Genomic DNA, 23388 nt, shown 5'->3' with positions numbered 1-23388 from the left:
ATCCTTCACATCCGGAAGACGCCGAAGCCGCCGCGCGCGCCCTCGACCGGTGCCGTGTGGATCGCGGACAGGCACAGCCCCAGCACGGTCCTGGTGTCGCGGGGGTCGATGACCCCGTCGTCGTACAGCCGCCCCGACAGGAACATCGGCAGGGACTCCGACTCGATCTGCTGCTCGACCATGGCGCGCAGCCCCGCGTCGGCCTCGTCGTCGTACGGCTGCCCCTTCGCGGCGGCGGACGCGCGGGCGACGATCGAGAGCACCCCGGCGAGCTGTTGCGGGCCCATGACGGCGGACTTGGAGCTCGGCCAGGCGAAGAGGAAGCGGGGGTCGTAGGCGCGGCCGCACATGCCGTAGTGACCGGCTCCGTAGGAGGCGCCCATCAGGACGGAGAGGTGCGGGACCTTGGAGTTGGAGACCGCGTTGATCATCATCGCGCCGTGCTTGATGATGCCGCCCTGCTCGTACTCCTTGCCGACCATGTAGCCGGTGGTGTTGTGGAGGAAGAGGAGAGGGATGTCGCGCTGGTTCGCCAACTGGATGAACTGGGCGGCCTTCTGCGACTCCGCGCTGAACAGGACGCCCTGTGCGTTGGCGAGGATGCCTATGGGGTAGCCGTGGAGGCGGGCCCAACCGGTGGCCAGGCTGGGGCCGTAGAGCGGCTTGAACTCGTCGAAGTCGGAGGCGTCGACGATGCGGGCGATCACTTCGCGCGGGTCGAAGGGGACCTTGAGGTCGCCGGGGACGATGCCGGCGAGCTCTTCCTCGTCGTACTTGGGCGGTTCGGCGGGGACGGGAGTGGGCGGGTCGGCTTGCGCCTTGCGCCAGTTGAGGCGGGCGACCACGCGGCGCGCCTGGCGCAGGGCGTCGTGCTCGTCCACGGCGAAGTAGTCGGCGAGCCCGGAGGTACGGGCGTGCATTTCGGCGCCGCCGAGGGATTCGTCGTCCGATTCCTCTCCGGTGGCCATCTTGACGAGGGGCGGGCCGCCGAGGAAGACCTTGGAACGCTCCTTGATCATGATGGTGTGGTCGGACATTCCGGGGATGTACGCCCCGCCGGCCGTGGAGTTGCCGAAGACGACCGCGACGGTCGGGATTCCCGCCGCCGAGAGGCGGGTGATGTCGCGGAAGAGCGCACCGCCGGGGATGAAGATTTCCTTCTGGGAGGGGAGATCCGCGCCGCCGGACTCTACGAGGCTGATGCAGGGCAGGCGGTTGGCGTGGGCGATCTCGTTGGCGCGGAGGGCCTTCTTGAGCGTCCAGGGGTTGGAGGCGCCGCCTCGGACGGTGGGATCGGTGGCGGTGATGAGGCATTCGACGCCCTCTACGACGCCGATACCGGTGACCATGGACGCGCCTACGGCGTAGTCGCTGCCCCAGGCTGCGAGCGGGGACAGTTCCAGGAACGGGGTGTCGGGGTCGAGCAGCAGCTCGATGCGCTCGCGGGCGAGCAGTTTGCCGCGCTTGCGGTGGCGGGCTGTGTACTTGTCGCCGCCGCCGGCGAGCGCCTTGGCGTGCTCGGCGTCGAGGTCGGCCAGTTTGGCGAGCATGGCGGCGCGGTTTGTGGCGTAGTCGGGGGCGTGCGGGTCGAGTGCGGTGGGGAGTACGGTCACGGGGCCACCGCCGCGACGCGTTCGGAGGCGAGTACGGGGGCGAGTGCGGATGCCTGCGGCGCCTTTCCCCTACCCGCCCCTTCCAGAACTGGGGCCCGGCCCCAGACCCCGGTCCCCAAACGCCGAACAGGCTGAAAGTGCGCCACCGCGCGGGAGCGTTGGGCCGTCACAGGAGTACCTCCGGGATGTCGATGTGTCGGGAGCGCAGCCACTCGCCCAGTGCCTTTCCCTGGGGGTCGAAGCGGGCCTGGGATGCGACTCCCTCGCCCAGGAGTCCCTCGACCACGAAATTCACCGCGCGCAAGTTCGGCAGGACGTGCCGCGCGACCGGGAGAGCCCGCGTCTCCGGGAGCAGTTCGCGGAAGCGGTCCACCGTCAGCGTGTGGAAGAGCCACCGCCATGCCTCGTCGGACCGCACCCAGACACCGACGTTCGCGTCCCCGCCCTTGTCCCCGCTGCGGGCGCCCGCGACCGTACCGAGCGGCGCCCTGCGCGTCGGGCCGGTCAGTACGGGTGGCAGGGGCGTCGCATCTTCCGTCGGCTCGAGGCCCCGCGTAACCGCTGGATGCGGCACACGCACCCGCTCCCCCTCGGGCAGCACCGCGACGTGTTCCACCTCCCCCGCGTGCACGTACGCCGCCTCGAAGATCCCGTACGGCGCCCCTTTCCCCGGCGGAGCCGTCACGTGGAAGCCCGGGTAGCTGCCGAGCGCCAGCTCGATCGCCGCTCCGCTGATCACTCGGCCGACGTTCGCCGGATCCGGGTCCCGTACGACCAGCCGCAGCAGCGCGCTCGCGCACTCCTGCGTGTCCGCGTCCGGCCGGTCCGTGCGCGCCAGATCCCACCGGACCTCGGCCGGGCGGTGCTTCGCCGCCGACAGCGCGTGCTCCACCTGGGCGCGTACGAGGTCGGCCTTCGCCTCGATGTCCAGGCCCGTCAGTACGAACACGACCTCGTTCCGCCACCCGCCCACCCGCGTCACCCCCGCCTTGAGGGTGGGCGGCGGGGCCTCTCCGCGTACGCCCGAGATCCGCACCCGGTCGGGGCCGTCCTGGGTCAGCCGTACCGTGTCGAGTCGTGCCGTGACGTCGGGGCCCGCGTACCGGGGTGCGCCCGTTTCGTAGAGGAGCTGGGCGGTGACCGTTCCCGTGTCGACGTAACCGTCCGTTCCCGGGTGCTTCGTTATGACCGAAGAACCGTCGGCATGGATCTCTGCGAGCGGGAAACCAGGGCGCGTTACGGTGCGTTCGCGGGAACGGTCGTTCTGGTCGGCGAAGAACGCGTAGTTGCCCCCCGTCGCCTGCGTCCCGCACTCCAGCACATGCCCCGCCACCACCGCCCCCGCCAAGCGGTCGTACTCCTCGGGGCCCCAGCCGAACCACCACGCCGCCGGTCCCGTGACGAGCGCCGCGTCCGTGACACGCCCGGTCACCACCACGTCCGCGCCTGCTCCCAGGCACTGCGCGATCCCGCCGCCGCCCAGGTAGGCGTTCGCGGTGAGCGCCCCTTCCGGCAGCGGCAGGCTGTCGCCTTCCACGTGAGCGACCCGCAAGGACGGAACGCCGACCCGTTCCGCCAGTTCCCGTACGGCGTCCGCAAGTCCTGCCGGGTTGAGGCCTCCCGCGTTGGCAACGATCCGCACGCCGCGCTCGTGTGCGTGGCCGAGGTTCTCCTCCAGCTGCCGAAGGAAGGTCTTGGCGTACCCGAGACGCGGGTCCTTCAGTCGGTCGCGCCCGAGGATGAGCATGGTCAGTTCGGCGAGGTAGTCACCGGTGAGTACGTCGAGTTCGCCGCCGGTGAGCATCTCCGTCATGGCGTCGAAGCGGTCACCGTAGAAGCCCGAGGCGTTCGCGATGCGCAGCGGCCGCCGCCCACTCGCGGTGGTCACGCCTGCTCCCCGTCCCGCCGCTTCGGCTGCCGCCCCGCGCCCGCCGGTCCCGCGAACGCCTGCGCGATGTCCAGCCACCGGTCGGCGTCGGCGCCCTCGGCACGTACCGCCAAGTCGTCACGGTGCGCCCGCTGCGTCACCAGGAGACAGAAGTCGAGCGCCGGCCCGGTGACCCGCTGCCGGGCGTCCTCGGGGCCGTACACCCACAGCCCCGACCCGTCCGGCGCGGTCAGCTCGACCCGGAACTCCTCGGCGGGCGGGGTGAGCCCGCGCACCGCGAAGGCGTAGCCGCGCGCCCGTACCCCGATCCGTGCCACATGCCGCAGCCGCACTGTCGGTTCACGGCGCGCACCCACCGCGTCCGCGATGTCCTTGCCGTGCGCCCAGGTCTCCATCAGCCGCCCGGTCGCCATCGAAGCGACGCCCATCGGTGGCCCGTACCAGGAGAACTTCACTCCCTCCGGCGCGGCGCGCAGCGCACGCTGGAGCTGCTCGCGCCCGTCCCGCCACCACGCCAGCAGCTCGTCGACCGGCAGCTCGGCCCCCGCCTCGACGCCGTCGTCGACGAAGCGTTCGGGCGCGGCAAGCGCCTCCTGAGCCTCCGCCGCGAAGCCCTCCGGGTCGGTGACGGACAGCAGCGCGGCCGTGTCCGTCCAGGCGAGATGCGCGATCTGGTGGGCGACGGTCCAGCGTGGCGCGGGTGTGGCGAGCGACCATTGCTTCTCGCTCAGGCACCCGACCAGCTGGTCGAGTTCGTCGCCTTCGGCACGGAGATCGTCGAGCACGGCTGCCGGATCGAACACGGTGCGCTCCCCTCGGGGTAGGGCGGTGTGTCCGGAGCATGGCAGCCCCGCAAGAAACAAGCAAGCATGCTTGCATTATTCGCCAACGTCGGAATCCCGGCGGGAGTCCGGCGGGAGTCCGGCGGGAGTCCGGCCGAACCCAGCCGCAGCCGGCCGGGACTACGTGGCCGACTTGGCCCGCTCCCGGCGCCCCTGACGCGCCTGGCTCCGTACCGCGCCCATGCTCGCTCCGATGACCAGCGCGATCGCCAGCGCGTCGGTCGTCGAGAGGGCTTGGTGCAGCACCAGGAACCCGGCGACCGCCGCGATGGCCGGCTCCAGGCTCATCAGTACGGCGAATGTCGCGGCCGGCAGCCGGCGCAGCGCCAGCAGTTCCAGCGTGTACGGCAGTACGGACGACATCAGAGCCACCGCCACCCCCAGCATCAACGTGTGCGGCTCCAGCAGCCGACTGCCCGCCTCCGCTATCCCGAACGGCAGGCTCAGAAGCGCCGCGACCGCCATCGCCAGCGCCAGCCCGTCCGCCTGCGGGAACCTGCGCCCGGTCCGCGCGCTGAAGAGGATGTACGCCGCCCAGCAGCCGCCGGCTGCGACCGCGTACGCCGCGCCGACGGGATCCAGCCGGTCGAAGCCCCCGCCGCTGAGCAGCGCGACACCGCCGAGCGCGAGTGCGGCCCACACGAAGCTCATGGCGCGGCGCGAGGCGAACACCGAGAGCGCGAGCGGGCCGAGCACCTCCAGGGTCACGGCCACGCCCAGCGGGATGCGGTCCAGCGACTGGTAGAAGAGGCCGTTCATGCCGGCCATCGCGAGCCCGAAGGCGGCGATGGTCCACCAGTCGGCGCGCCCGTACCCGCGCACGCGCGGCCGGCACACGACGAGCAGGATCACGGCCGCGACGGCGAGCCGCACGGCGACGACTCCGGCCGCTCCCGTGCTCGGCATCAGCGTCACCGCGACGGCGGAGCCGAACTGCACCGACAGCCCCCCAGCCACCACCATCGCCACCGGCCCGATCCGGCCCCCGAGCCGCGCTCCGGGGGGCGTACCGGTGCCGGCGGTGGGGCCGCCGTCGGGCATCGAAGGAGCGGAAGCGGAGGCGGGCGCGTGGCCGGGGGCGGCGGAGGTGGGCTGGTCCATACGCTCCACGGTAAATGGACCAGGACCGTTATATGTCCACACCCCTGACCGGAGCCTCGGGGACATCACCTCCTGGCAGCAGCTCGCCGGTGGGCAGCCCGTGCGCGTCAACTCACGCCCGGGTACGGCGGCGCGGCGGCCCGGTCGTCGTCGTCCGTACGATCGTCCGTACGTACATTCGTCCGCTCCGGCACTCCTGTGGAACCCCCTGCCCGAGCCCCTGTCCGACGCGAAGGGAAGCCCCCGTTGACCAACAGCGGTGATACCGGCCTCTGGGTTCATGGCGACGAAGAGCTGGCCGAACGGGTACGCGCCCTCGATATGCCGCACGCCGGCCGGCGCCAGGTCCTGTCCGTCGCCCTGCTCGACGGCGAACGGACCAGGTTCACCACGCTCGGCAGTCGTCGGCCCAGACAGCGGAGGACATGGCACGGCTGCTGACCGCCATTGCGCGCGGGGCTGCCCCCGGCCAGTCGGCCACGGTGCCGCGGGCCGCGGCCGTACCCGGCAACCGGATCGGCCTCGGATGGCTGGTGAACGAGGATCGCGGCCGTGACCGCCTCTGGCACAACGGCGCCACGGGCGGCTCCGCCCCCTACCTGGCCCTCGACTGCGACCCCGTGCCGAGCGGGCCGCGCGGGGTCGCAGTACTGTCCAACACCGAATACCCGGTCGACGACCTGGGGAAGGCACTCCTCGATGAGATCTCCGCACCATCACATCTCTGACGAAGGCGTCTCCGGAGCCGGAGCCGTCACGATCACGCTGGACACGGCGAAGGGCCGGGTGGAGGTTTCAGGGCCCGGCATTCCGACCGCGCTGCTCCTGCGGACCGACGGCAACCCCTCGGACGGCAGCCCGTCGGAGGACAACTCGTCGGAGGACAACTCGTCGGACGGCGGTCCGCCCGGCGACCCGGCAGACAGCAGCCGGACAGACGGTGTGACTCCGGTGGGCACCCGGGCCGCGCACCGCCTCTCCCTGACGGTCGACGGCACCACCGCCCTGCTCGTGCCGGCCCGAGGACGCCTCAGCCGTCGCTCGTACCGGGTCGACGCCACCATCGGCGACATCACGTACCGGCTCGTGCCGCACACGCTCATCGAGAGCCGGCTGCTGCGCGACGGTGCGCGGCTCGGGGTCTTCCAGGCGGACGGTGACGCCAGTGTCATCGCGGTGTGGTCCGAGGGCACTGTGCCCGGCCCCGTCGACATCAGCGTCGGTTACGCCCTGGCAGCGGCCTTCGGCACCGGTGCGCAGCACTTTCTGGCGGCCCTGGTCGATGTGGGCGCCGAGGCCCTGCCTTGGTGATGCCGTAGCCAGTAAGGGCCGGTCCAGTCCGTCAGACGTCCCGCTCCTCTGCCAGCCCCTCTGCCAGTACCTCCACCAAGTGCCTCGCCCTGCGGCCCGCCAGTTGCTCCAGCTGCGTGCGGCAGGAGAAGCCGTCGGCCAGGATCTCCGTTCCCTGGTCGGCGTCGCGCACCGACGGGAGCAGTTGTTCCTCCGCGCAGGCCACCGATACGTCGTAGTGGCCGCGCTCGAAGCCGAAGTTTCCGGCCAGGCCGCAGCAGCCGCCGCTCAGCGTGCCCGTGAGGCCTGCCCGCTCGCGCAGCCGCTGTTCCGCCGCGTCGCCCAGTACGGCGTGCTGGTGGCAGTGCGTCTGGCCCGCGACCCGGCGGTCGATCCCGGGTGGCTGCCAGTGCGGGGCGTACTCCTCCAGCACCTGCGCGAAGGTGCGTACCGAGGAAGCGAGCGCGGCCGCTCTCGGGTCGCCCGGCAGGAGTTCTGGGAGGTCCGCCTTGAGCGCGGCCGCGCAGCTCGGTTCCAGGACGACGACGGGCAGTCCGGCGGCGCTGGCGCTTTCCATGCCGTCCAGGGTGCGGCGCATGACCGCGCGGGCCCTGTCGAGCTGTCCGGTCGACACGTAGGTGAGGCCGCAGCACAGCTGTCGCGGTGGCATCACGACCCGCAGCCCGGCCGCTTCCAGTACGCGTACGGCGGCGCGGCCGACCTCCGGGGAGAGATGGTTGGTGAAGGTGTCGGGCCACAGGACGACCGTCGTGGCGCCGGGCTTCGGGGGCCGTTCGTGGGCCGTCCTGTTCCGGGTTCGCCACCAGCTTCTGAAGGTGGCGGGCGCGAGGGAGGGCAGGTCGCGTTCCGGAGCGATGCCTCCCAGGCGCTTCATGAGGGCGGCAAGTGGGCGTACCCGGGAAGCGGGCCCCAGCACACGCGCGAACGGAGCCGCCGCACGCAGCCACACGGGAAGCCATCCCATCGCGTAGTGCGCTGCGGGACGTATCCGGCCCCTGTAGTGGTGGTGCAGGAATTCCGCCTTGTACGTCGCCATGTCGACGCCCACCGGACAGTCGCTCCTGCACCCCTTGCAGGACAGGCACAGGTCCAGGGCGTCCCGTACCTCCTCCGACCGCCAACCGTCCGTGACGACCTCTCCGGCGAGCATTTCGTGCAGCAGACGCGCGCGCCCGCGCGTGGAGTGCTGTTCGTCTCCCGTGGCCCGGAAAGAGGGGCACATGACGCCCGCTCCCGTCACCGACTCGGTACGGCACTTCGCGACGCCCACACAGCGGCGTACGGCGGCCGAGAAATCACCGCCGTCGTGCGGGTAGGCGAAGGTGACGTCGACGGGCTGCTCGGGAAGCACCGCGAAGCGGAGGTTCTCGTCCAGCCGGGCGGGGCGGGCGAGCACGCCCGGGTTCATTCCGCCGGCCGGGTCCCACACGTCCTTGAAGCGGCCGAAAAGCGCGACCAGTTCGTTCCCGTACATCTTCGGAAGCAGTTCGGCGCGTGCCTGTCCGTCGCCGTGTTCTCCGGAGAGCGAGCCGCCGTGCGCGACGACGAGTTCCGCCTGCTCCTCGGAGAACGTGCGAAAGCGCCGTACGCCGCTCTCAGTGAGCAGGTCGAAGTCGATACGGACATGGATGCAGCCGTCGCCGAAGTGCCCGTAGGGCGTGCCGCGCAGGCCGTGCTCGGCGAGCAGCGACCTGAAGTCGCGCAGGTACGCGCCGAGCCGTGCGGGCGGCACGGCGCAGTCCTCCCACCCGGGCCATGCCTCGCTCCCGTCGGGCATCCGTGTCGCCGTACCGCTGGCGTCCTCGCGGATGCGCCACAGAGCGCGCTGTCCGGCCGTGTCCGTGACGACCGTTCCGTCGAGCGCCTGGGCGGCCTTCAGCAGGTGCTCGGCGCGGGAGAGGGCTTCGGCCTGCGTATCCCCGCCCATCTCCACGAACAGCCAGGCGGAGCCGCGCGGGAGCAGCTTCCGCTCGTTCTCGGGAACGAGGTCTTCGGCCATCCCTTCCACGGTGAGAGGGCCGTACGAAAGGAGCGCGGGAGCGGCCTCCGCCGCGGCACTCTCACCGGCGTACCCGAGAACGGCGAGTGCGCGTGCGCGGGGTGCCTCCACCAGCCGTACGGTCGCCTCGCTCACCACCCCGAGCGTGCCCTCGCTTCCGCAGAACGCCCGCGCGAGGTCGACGCCGTTCTCGGGAAGCAGCGCGTCCAGGGCGTATCCGGAGATACGGCGCGGCAGTTCCGGGAAACCAGTACGCAGGAGCGTCAAGTTGTCGTTCACGAGAACGCTCAGTCCTTCGGGTGCCCCTTCCCAGCCTCGCCCCAGGCGCAGCACGTCGCCGCCGTAACCGAGGACCGTCAGGCGGGTGATGTTGTCGGCCGTCGTTCCCCAGGCCACCGAGTGCGAGCCGCACGAGTTGTTCCCGATCATGCCGCCGAGCGTGCAGCGGCTGTGCGTGGACGGGTCGGGGCCGAAGGTCAGTCCGTACGCGCCGGCGGCGGCGCGCAGATCGTCCAGGACGACGCCCGGCTGGACCACGGCGGTGCGGGCTTCGGGATTCAGGTCCGTGATGGCGCGCATGTGGCGGGTGAAGTCGAGGACGACGCCCGTGCCCGTGGCCTGGCCCGCGATCGACGTCCCCCCGCCGCGCGGCACGACGGGCACCCCGTGCGCCCGGCAGACGGCGAGCGCGGCGGCCACATCGGCGGCGTCGCGCGGGGCGACGACACCGAGCGGCACGCGCCGGTAGTTGGAGGCGTCCATCGTCACCAGAGCGCGCGCCGCCGCGTCGAAGGCCACTTCACCGTGCACGGCCCCGCGCAGCTCGCGCGCCAGCGCCGCCGTGTCGCCGCCCCCGCGACGGCCGTCCCCGCGACGGCCGTCCTCGCGCCGACTGCCCGGTCCGCCCCGGCCCCGGCCGCTGTCCCCGTTGACGTCGACGTCCCTGTGATCAGACATGGGGCCAAGGATGCCCCCGCAACCCCGGCTCCGAACCCGTCAACCCGCACAACCGGCACAGCCCGCACGCCCCACTCGCACAGCCCGCACGCCCCCGCACGCACGGCCCACTCGCCCGCCCACACTGCCGCCCCCGCGACCGCCCGTGCGCCCTGCCCACAGAACCGCCCGTGCACCCCTGCCACCCGTACGCACCGCACATCCCACCGCAGCCCGTACGCGCGGCGCATCCCGCCGCCCCCCGCTCGTATGCACCCGTACACACCACCCGTGGCCGTCTCACGAGCCGGAGCGCGCGTCTCACTCGCCGGACGCGCGTCTCCCGCACCACCCAGGACCGGCTACGCTCCGGCTCGTGGCTGAGATCCAGATTCCCGCTGACATGAAGCCCGCCGACGGCCGTTTCGGCGCGGGCCCCTCCAAGGTGCGTACGGAGGCGCTGGACGCCCTGGCCGCGACCGGCACCTCACTCCTCGGTACGTCCCACCGCCAGGCCCCGGTCAAGAACCTGGTCGGCTCGGTGCGTGACGGCGTACGCGACCTCTTCCAGCTCCCCGAGGGCTACGAGGTGATCCTGGGCAACGGCGGTTCCACCGCCTTCTGGGACATCGCGACCCACGGCCTGATCGAGCAGAAGTCCCAGCACCTGAACTTCGGCGAGTTCTCGTCGAAGTTCGCGAAGGCCGCCAAGATGGCGCCCTGGCTGGACGACCCGACCGTGATCGCCTCCGACCCCGGTACCCACCCGGACCCGCAGGCCGAGGCGGGTGTCGACGTCTACGCCTTCACCCACAACGAGACCTCGACCGGTGTCGCGGCCCCGATCAAGCGCGTCGAGGGCGCCGACGCCGGCTCCCTCGTCGTGGTCGACGCCACGTCCGGGGCGGGCGGCCTGCCGGTCGACATCGCCGAGACCGACGTCTACTACTTCGCCCCGCAGAAATCCTTCGCATCCGACGGCGGCCTGTGGATCGCGGCCTTCTCCCCGGCCGCTCTGGAGCGCGCCGCGCGTGTCCACGCGTCCGGCCGCCACATCCCGGAGTTCTTCAGCCTCCCCACGGCGATCGACAACTCCCTCAAGAACCAGACGTACAACACCCCCGCGCTCGCGACCCTCTTCCTGCTCGACAACCAACTGAAGTGGATCAACACGCAGGGCGGTCTCGACTGGTCGGTCCGCCGCACCGCGACCTCTGCGGGCAACCTGTACGGCTGGGCCGAAGAGTCCAAGTACGCGACGCCGTTCGTCACCGACCCGGCCAAGCGCTCGCAGGTCATCGGCACGATCGACTTCTCCGACGAGATCGACGCCACGGCGGTAGCCAAGGCGCTGCGCGCGAACGGCATCGTCGACACGGAGCCGTACCGCAAGCTGGGCCGCAACCAGCTGCGCGTGGCGATGTTCCCGGCGGTCGACCCGGCCGACGTCCAGGCGCTGACGGCCTGCGTCGACTACGTGATCGAGAAGCTCTAGTCGTACGCACGCAAGAGGGGCCCGTCCGACGCCGTCACGCCGTCGGACGGGCCCCTTTTCGTGCGCCGTTTCGCGCGCTCGGCCGATAACCGCCCTATTCAGGTTCCGCCCCGCTGCCTACAGTCCGAAGGGTTCCGGCGCTTCGAGCACCGGCCGGAACCGCTTGAATGTTTGACATGCTCACGCCAGTTTCATCGGCGCCACGCAGTTTCTTCGGCTGGACCCCCCAAGTTCGCCCGACGACCGATCGGAGCACCATGCCCAGACACATGCCCGGGCCCAAGTCCGAACCCAAGTCCGGGCCCAAGTCCGAACCCAAGGCCGGACCCAAGCTCGGACTTGAGCCCGGACGCGAACCAGGTCGCAAACCCCGACACCGAGCGCTGCTCGTCGGCGGTGCGGCCGCCACGCTGCTCGCCTCAACCCTGGTAGCGCAAAACGCCGCCGCGGCCCCCGGCCCCGGGATCATCGCACCGCCCGACAAGATCGTCATCGAGATAGCGACCGTCAACGGTTCGGGCTGCCGCCAGGGGACGGCCGCTGTCGCCGTTTCCCCGGACAACACGGCCTTCACCATTACGTACAGCGACTACCTCGCCCAAGTCGGCCTGGGCGCGAAGCCGACCGACTTCCGCAAGAACTGCCAGCTCAACCTGATCGTCCACGTCCCGCACGGCTTCACCTACGCTGTCGCCAGCGCCGACTACCGCGGCTACGCCCGCCTCCAGGCCGGTGCCACCGCCATCCAGAAGGCGTCGTACTACTTCCAGGGCTCCCCCGACACGGCGTCCAGAAGCCACCCGCACACCGGGCCGTACGACAACAACTGGCAGGCCACCGACGAGACCGACTGGGGCCAACTGGTCTGGGCGCCCTGCGGCGTGAAGCGGAACTTCAACATCAACACCGAACTGCGGGTCAGCGCGGGCACATCCGACCCGGCGAAGACGAACAGCTTCATCACCATGGACTCGACGGACGGCGACATCAAGACCATCTACCGGCTGGCCTGGAAGGAGTGCCCGGCCTAGCCACGACCGGGTGGGCCCGCCCCCCTTCCGGGCCCACCCCCCAAACCCTCGGCTCAGCGACTCAGCAGTTCAGCGGCTCAGCGACTCCGGACTCAACGGCTGAGCCCCTGGAACCGCCGTACCGCGAGCGGCAGGAACACCGCACTGATCACGAGCGGCCAGACCACCGCCATCAACACCGCGTTCTCCTCGATCCACGTGCCGCCGCTCACCTGCTGGCCGAACAGCTCGCGGGTCGCCGTGACCGTCGACGAGACGGGATTCCAGGCCGCGATCGGACCCAGCCAGCTCGGCATCAGCGACGGCGCCACGAAGATGCTGGAGATCATCGTGAGCGGGAAGGCGACCGCGTACAGCCCACCCGCCGCCTCCGCACTGGGCACGAGCAGTCCCAGCCAGACCCCCACCCAGATCAGGCTGAAGCGCAGCAGCAGAAGCAGCCCGAAGGCCGCCACCGCGGCGGGCGCGCCGCCCTCGGCCTCCCAGCCGATGAGCAGGGCCGTCACCGCCAGGATCGCCAACTCCGCGCAGGCGACCAGCAGATCGGACACGCCCCGCCCCGACGCCACAGCCGACGGCGCCATCGGCATGGAGCGGAAGCGGTCGATGACGCCCTTCGTGGAGTCGGTCACCACGGCCATCGTCGTGTTCATGAACCCGAAGGCCATGGTGGAGGCGAACATGCCGGGCATCAGGAACTCCCGGTAGTCCCCGTCCCCGGGTACCGCCATCGCCTCGCCGAAGACGAACCCGTACAGCAGCACGGAGATGATCGGGAAACCGAGCTGCCAGACGATGGTGATGGGCTGGCGCCAATAGTGGGTGAGAGTGCGCCTGGTTACGTTCCAGCAGTCGGCCAGCGCCCAGTACAGCCGCCGCTCGGGTCCCGTCAGGGTCACATCCGCGGTGCTCACAGCACTCATGCCGCTGCCTCCAGTTCCGTACGGTGTCCGGTCAGGCGCAGGAATACGTCGTCGAGGCTCGGCCTGCGCAACCCGATGTCCTCCACCGCGATCCCCTCGTCCTGAAGGGTCCGCGCCACCTCCGTCAGAGCCGCCACCCGGTCGCGCACCTGCGCGTGGACCCGCAGCGCCGCGCCGTCGATCTCCGGTTCGGTGTCGGTGTCCGCGACGCGCGCGATCACCTTTGCGGCCACGCCGAGGTCCTCCGCGTGCCCGACGACGACTTCGATACGGTCGCCGCCGACCCGGTTCTTCAGCCCGTCCGGGGTGTCGTCGGCGATGGCCCGCCCCCGGTCGATGACGGTGATGTGCGAGGCGAGCTTGTCGGCCTCGTCCAGGTACTGGGTCGTCAGCAGTACGCTCGTACCGCCCGCCACCAAGGCCCGTACCGCATCCCACACTTCGCCCCGCCCGCGCGGATCGAGCCCGGTCGTCGGCTCGTCGAGGAAGAGGACCTGCGGGGCCAGGATCATCGACGCGGCGAGGTCGAGCCGGCGCCGCATCCCGCCGCTGTACGCGCCCACGCCCTTGTCGGCCGCCTCCAAGAGGTCGAACTGCTCAAGAAGTTCTCCGGCCCGCACCCTCGCCCGCGTCCCGCCCAGGTGGAAGAGGCGGCCGAACATTTCGAGGTTCTGCCGCCCGGTCAGCACTTCGTCGACCGCCGCGTACTGACCGGTGAGGCCGATCCGGCGGCGTACGAGCCGGGGATCGCGGGCTACGTCCACGCCCGCGACCTCCGCCCGGCCGCCGTCGAACTTGAGCAGCGTGGCCAGGACGCGCACGGCGGTCGTCTTGCCCGCGCCGTTGGGGCCGAGCAGGCCGTGGACCGTGCCGGCGCGGACGGCGAGGTCGAAGCCGTCGAGGGCGAGCTTGTGTGCGCCGCCCCCCTTCGCGCCCTTGCCTGCCTTCGCACCCTTCTTCTCGGCGTACCGCTTCTGGATTCCTTCAGCCCGCACGGCGTAATCGGTGCCACTCACAAGGGGTCCCCTTCCCACTCACGACATAACTGAGTACGGCGTACTCTGATGAGAGTACACCGTACTCAGTTTCCGTCCAGGAGATTTAAGGTGACCTCATGAAGCAGACGACCGGGCCCGGCGGAACAGACGACACGAGCGCGACGAACACCACCAGCAGCACCAGCACCACCGGCGCCACGACCGGCAGCGGCGACATCGGCCGCAGCCTCGACCTCCTCTGGGGTACGGGCGCCCGCCCCAGCCGCGGTCCCAAACCCGGCCTCACGCTCGACCGCATCGTCGCTGCCGCCGTCGCGATCGCGGACGCCGAGGGCATGGACGCGGTATCCATGCGCCGTCTGTCCACCGACCTGGGCACCGGCACGATGTCGCTGTACCGCTACGTACCGGGGAAGGCCGAGCTGCTCGACCTGATGGTCGACCGCGTACAGGGTGAACCGCTCGACTCCGTCGACACTCGGGAGCCGGTGGACTGGCGGACGGCCGTGGAGTCGATGGCGCGCACCCATCTCGCTCTACTGCGGCGCCATCCGTGGCTACTGAAGATCAACCAGGCGCGCACGGTCCTCGGCCCGAGCGCCGTGCGCGGCCTCGAAGTATCGTTGGCCGCGCTTCAGGGCATGGGGCTCAGGGACCAGGAGCTGATCTCCGCGATCATCGCGGTCCAGAGTTTCGTGCTCGGCGTCGCCCGCATGGAGGCCGAGGCCGTCGAGGCGGCCAAGGAGACGGGGCTGAGCCACGAGGACTTCTGGGGAAGCCAGCTGCCGTACCTCGAACGGGCCATGGCGAGCGGCGAGTTCCCGCTGACGGCGGCGCTCGACGAGGACACCTTCTCCACCGACTTCGACCACTTCGATTTCGGCCTGCGCCGGCTGATCGCCGGCTTCGAGACCCTGGTGGCGGAGCGCGCGGTGGGACGGTGAGGAGGCCGCCGTCGGGACTCACCGGACGTACTGCGGACGTGCCCGGGACGTACCGGACGCGCTGGGGACGTACCCGGGACGTACCGGACGTCAGGGCGTTCCGGCGGGCGCCACGGCCGGCTCCTCCCCCTCGTCCCGCTGCGCCACCCGCGCATTCAGGATCAGCACGACGGCCGCCGCCACAATCCACGCCCCCAGCAGCACCGGCGTGGCCCAGGCGCTGAACGGCGCGCCCAGCGACAGCACCGCCACCACGAACCCGAACCACCCGAGCCACATCGGCACCGCCCGTGACTCACGCGCCACACGCCACACCGCGAACAGCAGCACCGCCGCGCCTGCCATCGCCGCGATCGTCGCGCCGTACGCCAGGTCCAGGAGCAGGATCGCGATGAGCGCCGTCTCCGGGCCGACGCGGAACACGTCGGAACTGTCCGCCGTGATCGCGAACATGTTCCCGGCGATCGCCGAGACCATGAGAAACACGGTGAACACGGTGCCGCCCACCAGCACGAGGTGCGAGCGGTTCCCCGCCAGGCGGGACAGCGCGACCAGGAAGAACATGAACAGCAGGCCGGTGGCCAGCAGCATCAGCGCCGAGGTCTCCGCCAGCGCCTGGTTGCTGTCCTTCGAGTAGAAGGAAACGACGTTCCCGATCGCGCCACGCCCGGTCGTGTCCGGTGTACGCATCCACAGGATGTGCCCGGCGATGAGCAGCCCTCCGGCCACCAGCCCTGCGATCCCCGGCCACAGGTCACGGTGGGGCGCGGGTTCCGGATGAGACGCGAACGGGGAAGGGGAAGGGGAAGAGGATGGGGTTCGTCCGTTCTGCGACGCCATGATCGTGGCCTCCCACGTGACGTGAGCATCCCCGAGCCGTCCGTCCCATTTTGACATCAGGGGCCGTCGACCCGCGCGCCCTCAGAATCGCGCGTGGGCCGTGATGTCCGCGTCGAACTGGTCGATCATCGCGGGCGTCACCGTCGGCCGGCACTGAGCGATGGCCGCCAGGTAGTCCTCCGTACTCGCACCGAGCGCGCGCGGATCGCCCGTGCCGGCCCCGATCTCCTCCAGGTCCCGCTCGAACGCGGCCTGGGCGGCGATGCGGGCCGCGTGCTCGATGTCGGCCGGCGTGAACAGTTCGCTGGCCTCCACCAGCCGCGCCACGTCCACATCCGCCCTGCCGTCCGTGTACCGGGCCCAGATGGCCGCCCGCGCCGCCCTGTCCGGCGTACCGATCGGGATCAGGTAGTCGAACCTGCCGGGCCGCAGGAACGCCGGGTCGAGCGACCGGATGGAGTTGGTGGCGCACACCAGAAGCCGCTCGTCGCCCTCCCGGAAGCCCGGTATGAGCTTGAGCAGCTCATTGGTCACTCCGTGCATCCCGCCGGGCTGCGCGGGCTCGGTTCGTACGGGAGCGATCTCCTCGACCTCGTCGATGAAGACGAGCACCCGCTCAAGCTCGGCGATACGGGCGAACGCGTCGCGCAGCGCGGCGGCCAGATTGCCCTCGTCGGCCAGCCGCGACGGCAGCAGCTCGACGAACGGCCAGCCGAGCTTGGAAGCGATGCCTCTCGCGAACGTCGTTTTGCCGGTCCCGGGAGGCCCGAAAAGAGCGACCGCGCGCGGCGGCCGGACCCCGTGCCGGGCGGCACGCTCCGGCTGCGCGAGCGGCAGTACGACGCGCCGCTCGATGAGGTCCTTCTCCGCCTCCATGCCGGCCACCTTGGCCCAGAGGTCGCTGGGCAGGAAGCGCCCGCCGAGATCCTCCAGGAGGTTGGCCGAGGGGCCGTGGAGCGGCTCGACCTTCTCGAAGTACGCGACGGCGGGCTGGCGCGTGTACCCCGCGTTCAGCAGTCCCTCGCCGAGGAGATCCTCCTCGGGCAGTACGTACGCGATACGCCCCACCCGGGCGGCGACGAGCCGCCGCTCCAGCTCCACCAGGAGCGCACTGGCCAGACCGCGCCCGCGCCAGGCGGAGGAGATCGCGATACGCATCACCCAGGCGCGCTCACCGGCCACACAGGCGAGCGCCGCGCCGATGGGGACACCCTGGTGCACGGCGACGACGGCGGGCTGCCGTGAGGTGAGCGCACCGATGCACTCGGCGAGCGAGAAGACGGACTCCTGCCCGAGCTCGGCCGTGGTGTCGATCAGGTGGACCACTGCCGCGAGATCGCTCTCGCGATAGTCATGGATGAGCCAGTTCACCGATACCGCCCCTCATAGGTGCTGGTGCTGTTCCGGTGAGGCTAGGGGCGACGCTGCGGCGGGTCCTGCGCCACTGTGCACAATCCCGGGCGGGAAGTCGGACGATCCGTCTGTAGCCAGGGGGACGGGCGAGCGGGCGCCGTTCCCGGGAACGGCCGGAAACGTTCCGGGGAACGAGGGCCCCCACGGCCCCTCCCTGGAACGGACAGCGGGGGCACCCGTTCCGGGGAACGCACGCTCAGCCGCCTGCTCCCGGGAACGCACGCTGAATCGCCCCTTCCCGGGAACGCACGCGAAATCGACCGTTCCCTGGAACGCATCACGCACCGATGGCCCCCGTCCGCTCGCGCGGGACGGAGGGCCATCGGCTCGTGATGATGCCGAGAACAGACAGGCAGACAGACGTACTGCCGAACCCAGTCCGACTACTCGGGCGACTAGGCGACTACTCGGGCAGGAACCCCTGCTGGCCGCCCATCTTGCCCTCCTGCTGACTCTGCTCCCGCAGCCGGTCGGCCTTGTCCAGCAGCTTCTGACGCTCCTGCGGGTCGGTCGCGCGCTCGGCCGCCTGCTTCAGCTGCTCGGCCTTGTCGCGCATCTGCTGCACACGGCCACTGGATTCGCCTGCAACGCTCATCGTCACTCCTTGACGCTAGGAAGAGCGGGTCCCCTCAAGCGAACCAGGGCTTCGTCACGCTCGCACGCCGAACGATCACACACCGTTACGTCACGACCTAAGCCCGCCGCCGCAGCCGCTTCAGCCCGAGGAAAGCCGTGAACACGCCCCCAAGGACGACGAGCCCCAGTACGGCCTTGCCGTCGCCACCACCACTGTCACCACTGCCGTCACCACTGCCGTCACCACCGCCCTCCCCGCCCTTGCCGTCCTCCCGCGCACCCCCGCCCGAGGAGGGCGACTTGTCTCCGGACCCGTCGTCCCCCCGCCCCTTCCGCCCCTCCACATCCACCCGCTGTACGTCGCTTCCGACGCCCTCAGAGCCGAACATCATGGCTGTCCCGTCCGCCGTGTACGTCACCGACTCGGCCTGCCCCTGGAACGGTGCGCCCACCCCGCGGTCGGCCCCCAGCCGCCCGTTGTCCTTCCACTCGTACGCACGAGCGCTGAAGTAGGAGCGCAGTACCAGCTCGTTCCCGCCCGGCGAGAAGGCCCCGTCCGTCACCCACGGCACCTCGCCCACCCGCCGGAAGACGTTCGTACCCCCCGCCGACAGTCGGGCGGGGCCTTCGTAGAGCCCGCCGCCGTCCTCGTTCTTGCTGGCGATGTAGACGCGGCCGGTCTTGGGATGCACCATCAGCGCCTCGGCGTTGCGCGGCCCGTCGGCGTACTTGACGGTGAACTGGGTCGCGTCGACAGTCGCGTTCCGGAGCTGCTTGGGCTCGGGGAAGCGGTAGATCCACACATGGCTCCAGCTTCCGTCGAGGTTGTCGCCGATGTCACCGACGTACAGATTCCCGTCCGGCCCGATGGAAATGGCTTCGACGTCGCGCGGGGAGCCGACCCCACGCATGGTGAGAGTCGCGACCGTCTCGCCGCTCCTGGAGTCCACGGCGTATATGAACGCACCGTCGTCGCTGTCGTTGTGCGTCCAGTAGATGCCGGGGTGGAGCCGACTCGCGGCGAGGCCACTGGACTCGGTGATCCGCGGGTCCTTGATCGTGAAGTCGCCGTCGCCGTCTCCCTCTTCGGCGGCGGCGCCGACGGCGGACGCGAGCAGGAGAAGGACGGCTGCGGCACTGGGGGCGACGACATACGAGAGCGGGCGCATGGCCCAAGTGTTCATCATCACGTCGCAGGCCACGGCGGTGATCCGGGATGATGACGCAATGCGCTTCCTGTTCGTCGGCGACTCCATGACCATCGGGCGCGCCGGCGACTTCACGTGGCGCTATCGCATGTGGCAGCACCTGGTGACGTCGTACGGCGGCCCGTTCCAGATCGTCGGCCCCCGTACCGAGCTGTACGACACCTTCGCGAACGCCCCGCTGTCGTACGAGTACGCCGACCCGGCCTTTCCGGCGCACGCGCGCCGTCACCTGTCGGGATGGGGCGAGGGCTGGCTGCACATGGCGCCCCTGATCCGGGAGACGGTCACCTCGACCAAGGCGGACGTCCTGCTGGTCTCGCTGGGCCTGATAGATCTCGGCTTCTACACGGACGCGGGCCAGACCGCCGACAACGCGGAACGCTTCATAACTGAGGCCCGTGCGGCCAACCCCGGGGTGCGGATGGTGATCCACCCGGTCATCCCCAACGTCCGCGCGGAGTCCGACGCCCCGTTCGCCGCCGAGTGCGACCGCTTCAACGAGTTGCTGACGAAGGCGGTCGCGAACCTCGACGCGCCCGAGGAGTCCCCGCTGCTGCTGGCGGCGCCTCACGCGACGTACGACATCCACCAGGACACGTACGACGGCACGCACCCGGGACCGACGGGCGAACACAAACTGGCGGCGGCTTTCGCGGACGCGATGCACGGGGCGTGGAGCATGGGCTCGCCGTACGCCGCCACCTCTCCTCCCTCCTTGCTCAGCCGCGCGTAACCGGGGCAGTCGGCCGGTAGCGGTGGGCGGCGCCGGGTTGGCGTGAGGCAGGGCGCGCGGGCGGCGTCGGGCGTGGCCGGGGGCGTTGGCTGCGTCTGCTGAAGGGGCCGGGCCCCGGCGCAACCCCGTCACCGGGCCAGGCTCTCGCGGCCGACCGTCGGGTGAGTGGACGGGGCGCGGCAGGTCTATGGGGTGGTGCGGCCCCAGGCCAAGCGGCTGACGGGAACGGCCGCTGGTGCACCACCCCCAAACCCGACGCACACACGCACCCACACCGGCGGACCGCCGACCATTCAGGGACGACCTGCAAACTCATGACCATGCGGGTGGAGCGCGACAGTTGAATGGGGCGACTCGCACGGGCTCGGCGTCCACCCCCACCGGCGGTCGGCGGAGCTACAAGCACGTTGCCGGTGTGGATGGGTGGTGAGGCAACGAGCCGCGCGGACCCGGCAGGGCGCCACACTCAGCACTTCAGCCACACACGGGGAGAAGGGGAGACCTCCGGGTCCACCATGTGGGTCGAAACGTCGAAACGCTCCCATGACGGCCGGAAGCGATACGGCGGAGACGGGTGTGACTGGAGAGGCGCCGGGATTCACCAAGTGTTGGTTATGGCGGAGGACATCTTCAAGGCATTGGCCGACCCCACCCGCCGGCGCATCCTTGATGAGCTGGTGGAACGGGACGGCCAGACCCTGTTCGAGATTTGCACACGGCTGGTGACCAAGCACGGTCTGGGGCTGTCCCGCCAGGCGATCAGCCAGCACTTGGCTGTGCTGGAATCCGCGGGTCTGGTCCTTTCGCAGCGCCAGGGCCGCTATAAGTTTCACGATCTGCACACCGAACCCCTTGAGCACATCGTGACCCGGTGGCTCAGGCCCGACGCACCGGAGAGCACCCCATGAAGATCCACCTGTCCAGCGTCTTCGTCGATGACCAGGACAAGGCCCTGCGCTTCTATACGGACGTGCTGGGCTTCGTGAAGAAGACCGAGGTCCCGCTGGGCGAGGACCGGTGGCTGACCGTGGTCTCGCCAGAGGACCCCGACGGGACCGAACTGCTGCTGGAGCCCGACGGCCATCCCGCAGTGAAGCCGTACAAGACAGCACTGGTCAAGGACGGCATCCCGGCAACATCCTTCGCCGTGGACGACGTACCTGCGGAGTTCAACCGGCTGCGCGAGCTCGGCGTGTACTTCACCCAGGAGCCGCTGGAGATGGGCCCGGTCACCACTGCGGTTTTGGACGACACCTGCGGCAACCTGATCCAGATCGTGCACAGCAAGTAAGGAGGGTCCCGTCGCTCCCGCTCGCGGCATCGTCCACGGCCTGAATGCCGGAGGAGCCGTTCCCAGGTGCCGTCGGTCGACCACAGCTTGCGCCACTGGCAGCCGGGACCGTCGCAGCTCTCGCGGCCGTCGAATAATCCCGTGCCGCGCCACCGGTGGACGTACAGACTCACCCCATGGCGGACATGAGGGCGTTCCAGGATGCGGTCACCAGTTGGGCGACGGGCGGTCCCGACGGGCCGGCGCGCGATCTGGCGGAAAGCCTGAGGGTGCGGACCGCGGTGCTCGTGGAAGGGCTGAGCGATCTCGCGGCCGTCGAGGCGCTGGCCGCCCGGCGTGGCAGGGATCTGGCCGCCGAGGGAGTGTGTGTCGTGCCGATGGGCGGGGCGATGAGCGTCGGCCGCTATGCCGGCCTCCTCGGGCCGCCCGGTCTCGGTCTGCGCCTGACAGGACTGTGCGACGAAGGCGAACAAGCCTTCTACGAGCGCGGCCTGACGCGGGCACAGGCACCTCTCCAGGACATCTACGTATGCACTGCGGATCTGGAGGATGAACTCATCCGCGTGCTCGGCACGGCAGGAGTCGAGGAGATACTCCGCGCCGAGGGCGACTTCCGTGCCTGGCAGACCTTCCAGCGCCAACCCGCACAGCACGACCGGCCCCGGCATCAGCAGGTGCGGCGCTTCCTCGGCACAAAGAAGGGCCGCAAGATCCGCTACGGTCGTCTCCTTGTCGAGGCCCTCGCACCGGACCGGACACCGCCCCCACTCGACGGCCTCCTCGCGAGCCTGTGAGGTCATGGACGGACTGCCGTTCATCAGTTGACCGGGTGGCATCGGCTGGGCAGGCTCCAGCACGACCCACCTGACCTACCGGGAGACCTGCGGATGACTTCTCACCTGCACGCGCTCTGCTTCGATGCGTACGACCCGCTTCGTCTCGCGCGCTTCTGGGCGGACTTTCTCTACTGGGATACGTCCGATGACGCCTCCGACGGCATCACGCTCCTGCCCAGTGATGAAACCGGGTTCCGGCTCCGCTTCCTCCCGACCCGGGAGCGGAAGACGGGCCAGAACCACATGCACTTCGATCTGACGAGCACGTCCCTCGACGACCAGAAGCAGGTGGTGGAGAGGGCGCTCGAACTCGGCGCCCGGCACATCGACATCGGTCAACGTCCGGAGGAAGGACATGTGGTGCTCGCCGACCCCGAGGGCAATGAGTTCTGTGTCATCGAGCCGGGCAACAGCTTCCTCGCCGAGTGCGGATTCATCGGAGCGCTGGCGGGCGATGGTTCACAGGAAGCCGGGTACTTCTGGAGCCGAGCGCTGGGCTGGCCGTTGGTCTGGGACCGGGACCAGGAGACCGCGATCCGCTCACCGCACGGCGGTCCGAAGGTTACGTGGGGTGGTCCGCCCCTGATGCCGAAGACGGGGAAGGAACGGCTGCACTTCGACCTCGCCCCACCGGCCGGCAGTGACCAGCAGGCGGAGGTCGACCGGCTCGTCTCCCTCGGGGCGACGCGTATCGACATCGGACAAGGGGGCGTCGAATGGGTGGTGATGGCCGACCCTGACGGTCACGAGTTCTGTGTGCTGACGCCACGGTAAGTCCCGGAGCGCGGTCTGTTCCCTGTCGTGGCGTAGGGCATCAACCGTGGGTGGTGCCGGGTAGGGCGGTGGTGTCGGTGCTGTGAGCCATTCGTCGTGGGCGGATCGGGCGGCCCGCGTGGCGGACGGTGGGCCTCCCACCGCTCGCAGCGGACGCGCAGGCGCCGCCGGATGTGGTCCCCCTTCCGGCGCGGGCACCCCACCTTCGGCGTCTGCGGAGCTTGGTCACTCCAGCAGCCCCGGTTCAGGGCTTCCCGAATGGGACTAACCGCGCACTTGACGAACCTCACCACCTCTCCAGTCCCGCCCGTATCGCTTCCCGTCATCACAGGAGCGTTTCCACCCACACGAATCCGTTCGGGTGCCAGACGGTCCGACCGCCAGGGCCAGAAGGCCGGGTCCGCGCGGCTCGTTGCCTCACCACCCATCCAGCCCAGAAACGGGGCATGAATCCCAGCCGACCGCCGGTGGGGGTGGACGCCGAGCCCGTCCGAGTCGCCCCATTCAACTGCCGCGCCCCACCCGCATGGTCATGAGTTCGCAGGTCGCCCCGGAACGGCCGGCCGTCCGCCGGTGTGGGTGCGTGTGTGCGTCGGGTTTGGGGGTGGTGCACCAGCGGCCGTTCCCGTCAGCCGC

At 70.4% G+C, this 23388-nt stretch carries 21 protein-coding genes; 10 read left to right on the top strand and 11 right to left on the bottom strand.

Annotated elements, in window-relative coordinates:
* Window positions 1–5: 5 nt before the first annotated feature.
* The 4 genes from AC1P0E_RS19310 to AC1P0E_RS19295 form a co-directional block, all read right to left on the bottom strand.
* The gene (locus AC1P0E_RS19310) at window positions 6–1613 is read right to left on the bottom strand and encodes an acyl-CoA carboxylase subunit beta (RefSeq protein WP_482743399.1); all 1608 of its coding nucleotides are present in this window, start codon (window positions 1611–1613) and stop codon (window positions 6–8) included.
* 166 nt (window positions 1614–1779) lie between these two features.
* Complete coding sequence (locus AC1P0E_RS19305; RefSeq protein ID WP_482743398.1) at window positions 1780–3501, bottom strand: acyclic terpene utilization AtuA family protein; 1722 nt, start codon at window positions 3499–3501, stop codon at window positions 1780–1782.
* On the bottom strand, window positions 3498–4304 hold the full coding sequence (locus tag AC1P0E_RS19300; protein ID WP_482743397.1) for a TIGR03084 family metal-binding protein: 807 nt from the start codon (window positions 4302–4304) through the stop codon (window positions 3498–3500). The genes AC1P0E_RS19305 and AC1P0E_RS19300 overlap by 4 nt, the downstream gene beginning before the upstream one ends.
* Window positions 4305–4463: 159 nt before the next feature.
* A complete protein-coding gene (locus tag AC1P0E_RS19295) occupies window positions 4464–5384 on the bottom strand; it encodes an EamA family transporter (RefSeq protein ID WP_482745811.1) in 921 nt (306 codons plus the stop codon).
* Window positions 5385–5716: 332 nt separating this feature from the next.
* Here AC1P0E_RS19295 and AC1P0E_RS19290 point away from each other — a divergent pair, with 332 nt between their 5' ends.
* Together AC1P0E_RS19290 and AC1P0E_RS19285 are read left to right on the top strand one after the other, a co-directional pair.
* Window positions 5717–6172: a serine hydrolase gene (locus AC1P0E_RS19290; RefSeq protein WP_482745810.1), complete on the top strand. Its 456-nt coding sequence runs from the start codon at window positions 5717–5719 to the stop codon at window positions 6170–6172.
* The gene (locus tag AC1P0E_RS19285) at window positions 6144–6755 is read left to right on the top strand and encodes a hypothetical protein (RefSeq protein ID WP_482743396.1); all 612 of its coding nucleotides are present in this window, start codon (window positions 6144–6146) and stop codon (window positions 6753–6755) included. The genes AC1P0E_RS19290 and AC1P0E_RS19285 overlap by 29 nt, the downstream gene beginning before the upstream one ends.
* Before the next feature lie 31 nt (window positions 6756–6786).
* Here the strand turns inward: AC1P0E_RS19285 and AC1P0E_RS19280 are convergent, their stop codons facing one another.
* Window positions 6787–9711, bottom strand: coding sequence for an FAD-binding and (Fe-S)-binding domain-containing protein (locus AC1P0E_RS19280; RefSeq protein WP_482743395.1), 2925 nt, complete (start codon window positions 9709–9711; stop codon window positions 6787–6789).
* A gap of 355 nt (window positions 9712–10066) precedes the next feature.
* Between AC1P0E_RS19280 and serC the strand changes: the two genes are divergently transcribed.
* Window positions 10067–11185 (top strand): phosphoserine transaminase, encoded by a 1119-nt coding sequence (serC, locus tag AC1P0E_RS19275; protein ID WP_482743394.1) that lies wholly within the window; start codon window positions 10067–10069, stop codon window positions 11183–11185.
* Between the two features lie 269 nt (window positions 11186–11454).
* Complete coding sequence (locus AC1P0E_RS19270) at window positions 11455–12216, top strand: DUF4360 domain-containing protein (protein WP_482743393.1); 762 nt, start codon at window positions 11455–11457, stop codon at window positions 12214–12216.
* A gap of 92 nt (window positions 12217–12308) precedes the next feature.
* On the opposite strand, the gene AC1P0E_RS19265 is transcribed toward AC1P0E_RS19270, so the two are convergent.
* Both AC1P0E_RS19265 and AC1P0E_RS19260 read right to left on the bottom strand, forming a co-directional pair.
* The gene (locus AC1P0E_RS19265; protein WP_482743392.1) at window positions 12309–13139 is read right to left on the bottom strand and encodes an ABC transporter permease; all 831 of its coding nucleotides are present in this window, start codon (window positions 13137–13139) and stop codon (window positions 12309–12311) included.
* Entirely contained in the window at window positions 13136–14155 is a 1020-nt protein-coding gene (locus tag AC1P0E_RS19260; RefSeq protein WP_482743391.1) for an ATP-binding cassette domain-containing protein, read from the bottom strand. The genes AC1P0E_RS19265 and AC1P0E_RS19260 overlap by 4 nt, the downstream gene beginning before the upstream one ends.
* Window positions 14156–14253: 98 nt before the next feature.
* Here AC1P0E_RS19260 and AC1P0E_RS19255 point away from each other — a divergent pair, with 98 nt between their 5' ends.
* A complete protein-coding gene (locus AC1P0E_RS19255; RefSeq protein ID WP_482743390.1) occupies window positions 14254–15081 on the top strand; it encodes a TetR/AcrR family transcriptional regulator C-terminal domain-containing protein in 828 nt (275 codons plus the stop codon).
* A 90-nt stretch (window positions 15082–15171) separates the two neighbouring features.
* Here AC1P0E_RS19255 and AC1P0E_RS19250 read toward each other — a convergent pair whose 3' ends face one another.
* The 4 genes from AC1P0E_RS19250 to AC1P0E_RS19235 form a co-directional block, all read right to left on the bottom strand.
* Window positions 15172–15810, bottom strand: coding sequence for a hypothetical protein (locus tag AC1P0E_RS19250; RefSeq protein ID WP_482743389.1), 639 nt, complete (start codon window positions 15808–15810; stop codon window positions 15172–15174).
* A 192-nt stretch (window positions 15811–16002) separates the two neighbouring features.
* Window positions 16003–17292: an ATP-binding protein gene (locus AC1P0E_RS19245; protein ID WP_482743388.1), complete on the bottom strand. Its 1290-nt coding sequence runs from the start codon at window positions 17290–17292 to the stop codon at window positions 16003–16005.
* A gap of 445 nt (window positions 17293–17737) precedes the next feature.
* Entirely contained in the window at window positions 17738–17929 is a 192-nt protein-coding gene (locus AC1P0E_RS19240) for a DUF6381 family protein (protein ID WP_482743387.1), read from the bottom strand.
* 97 nt (window positions 17930–18026) lie between these two features.
* Window positions 18027–19079, bottom strand: coding sequence for a WD40 repeat domain-containing protein (locus AC1P0E_RS19235; protein WP_482743386.1), 1053 nt, complete (start codon window positions 19077–19079; stop codon window positions 18027–18029).
* On the opposite strand from AC1P0E_RS19235, the gene AC1P0E_RS19230 reads away from it, so the two are divergent.
* The 5 genes from AC1P0E_RS19230 (at window position 19078) to AC1P0E_RS19210 (ending at window position 22752) form a co-directional block, all read left to right on the top strand.
* Entirely contained in the window at window positions 19078–19851 is a 774-nt protein-coding gene (locus AC1P0E_RS19230; protein ID WP_482743385.1) for a GDSL-type esterase/lipase family protein, read from the top strand. The genes AC1P0E_RS19235 and AC1P0E_RS19230 overlap by 2 nt on opposite strands.
* A gap of 614 nt (window positions 19852–20465) precedes the next feature.
* Window positions 20466–20759 carry an ArsR/SmtB family transcription factor gene (locus tag AC1P0E_RS19225; RefSeq protein WP_482743384.1) on the top strand — a complete coding sequence of 98 codons (294 nt, stop codon included), beginning with the start codon at window positions 20466–20468 and terminating at the stop codon, window positions 20757–20759.
* Entirely contained in the window at window positions 20756–21142 is a 387-nt protein-coding gene (locus tag AC1P0E_RS19220) for a VOC family protein (protein WP_482743383.1), read from the top strand. Before AC1P0E_RS19225 ends, AC1P0E_RS19220 begins: the two co-directional genes overlap by 4 nt.
* Before the next feature lie 176 nt (window positions 21143–21318).
* Complete coding sequence (locus AC1P0E_RS19215) at window positions 21319–21936, top strand: TOPRIM nucleotidyl transferase/hydrolase domain-containing protein (protein WP_482743382.1); 618 nt, start codon at window positions 21319–21321, stop codon at window positions 21934–21936.
* Between the two features lie 93 nt (window positions 21937–22029).
* Window positions 22030–22752, top strand: a complete 723-nt coding sequence (locus tag AC1P0E_RS19210) for a VOC family protein (RefSeq protein ID WP_482743381.1) — start codon at window positions 22030–22032, stop codon at window positions 22750–22752.
* Window positions 22753–23388: the final 636 nt, after the last annotated feature.

The sequence above is a fragment of the Streptomyces sp. TRD_SC_5 genome (genome assembly GCF_056836825.1).
Note: the sequence above shows the minus strand (reverse complement) of the source record. Positions and strands in the feature narration are given on the sequence as shown.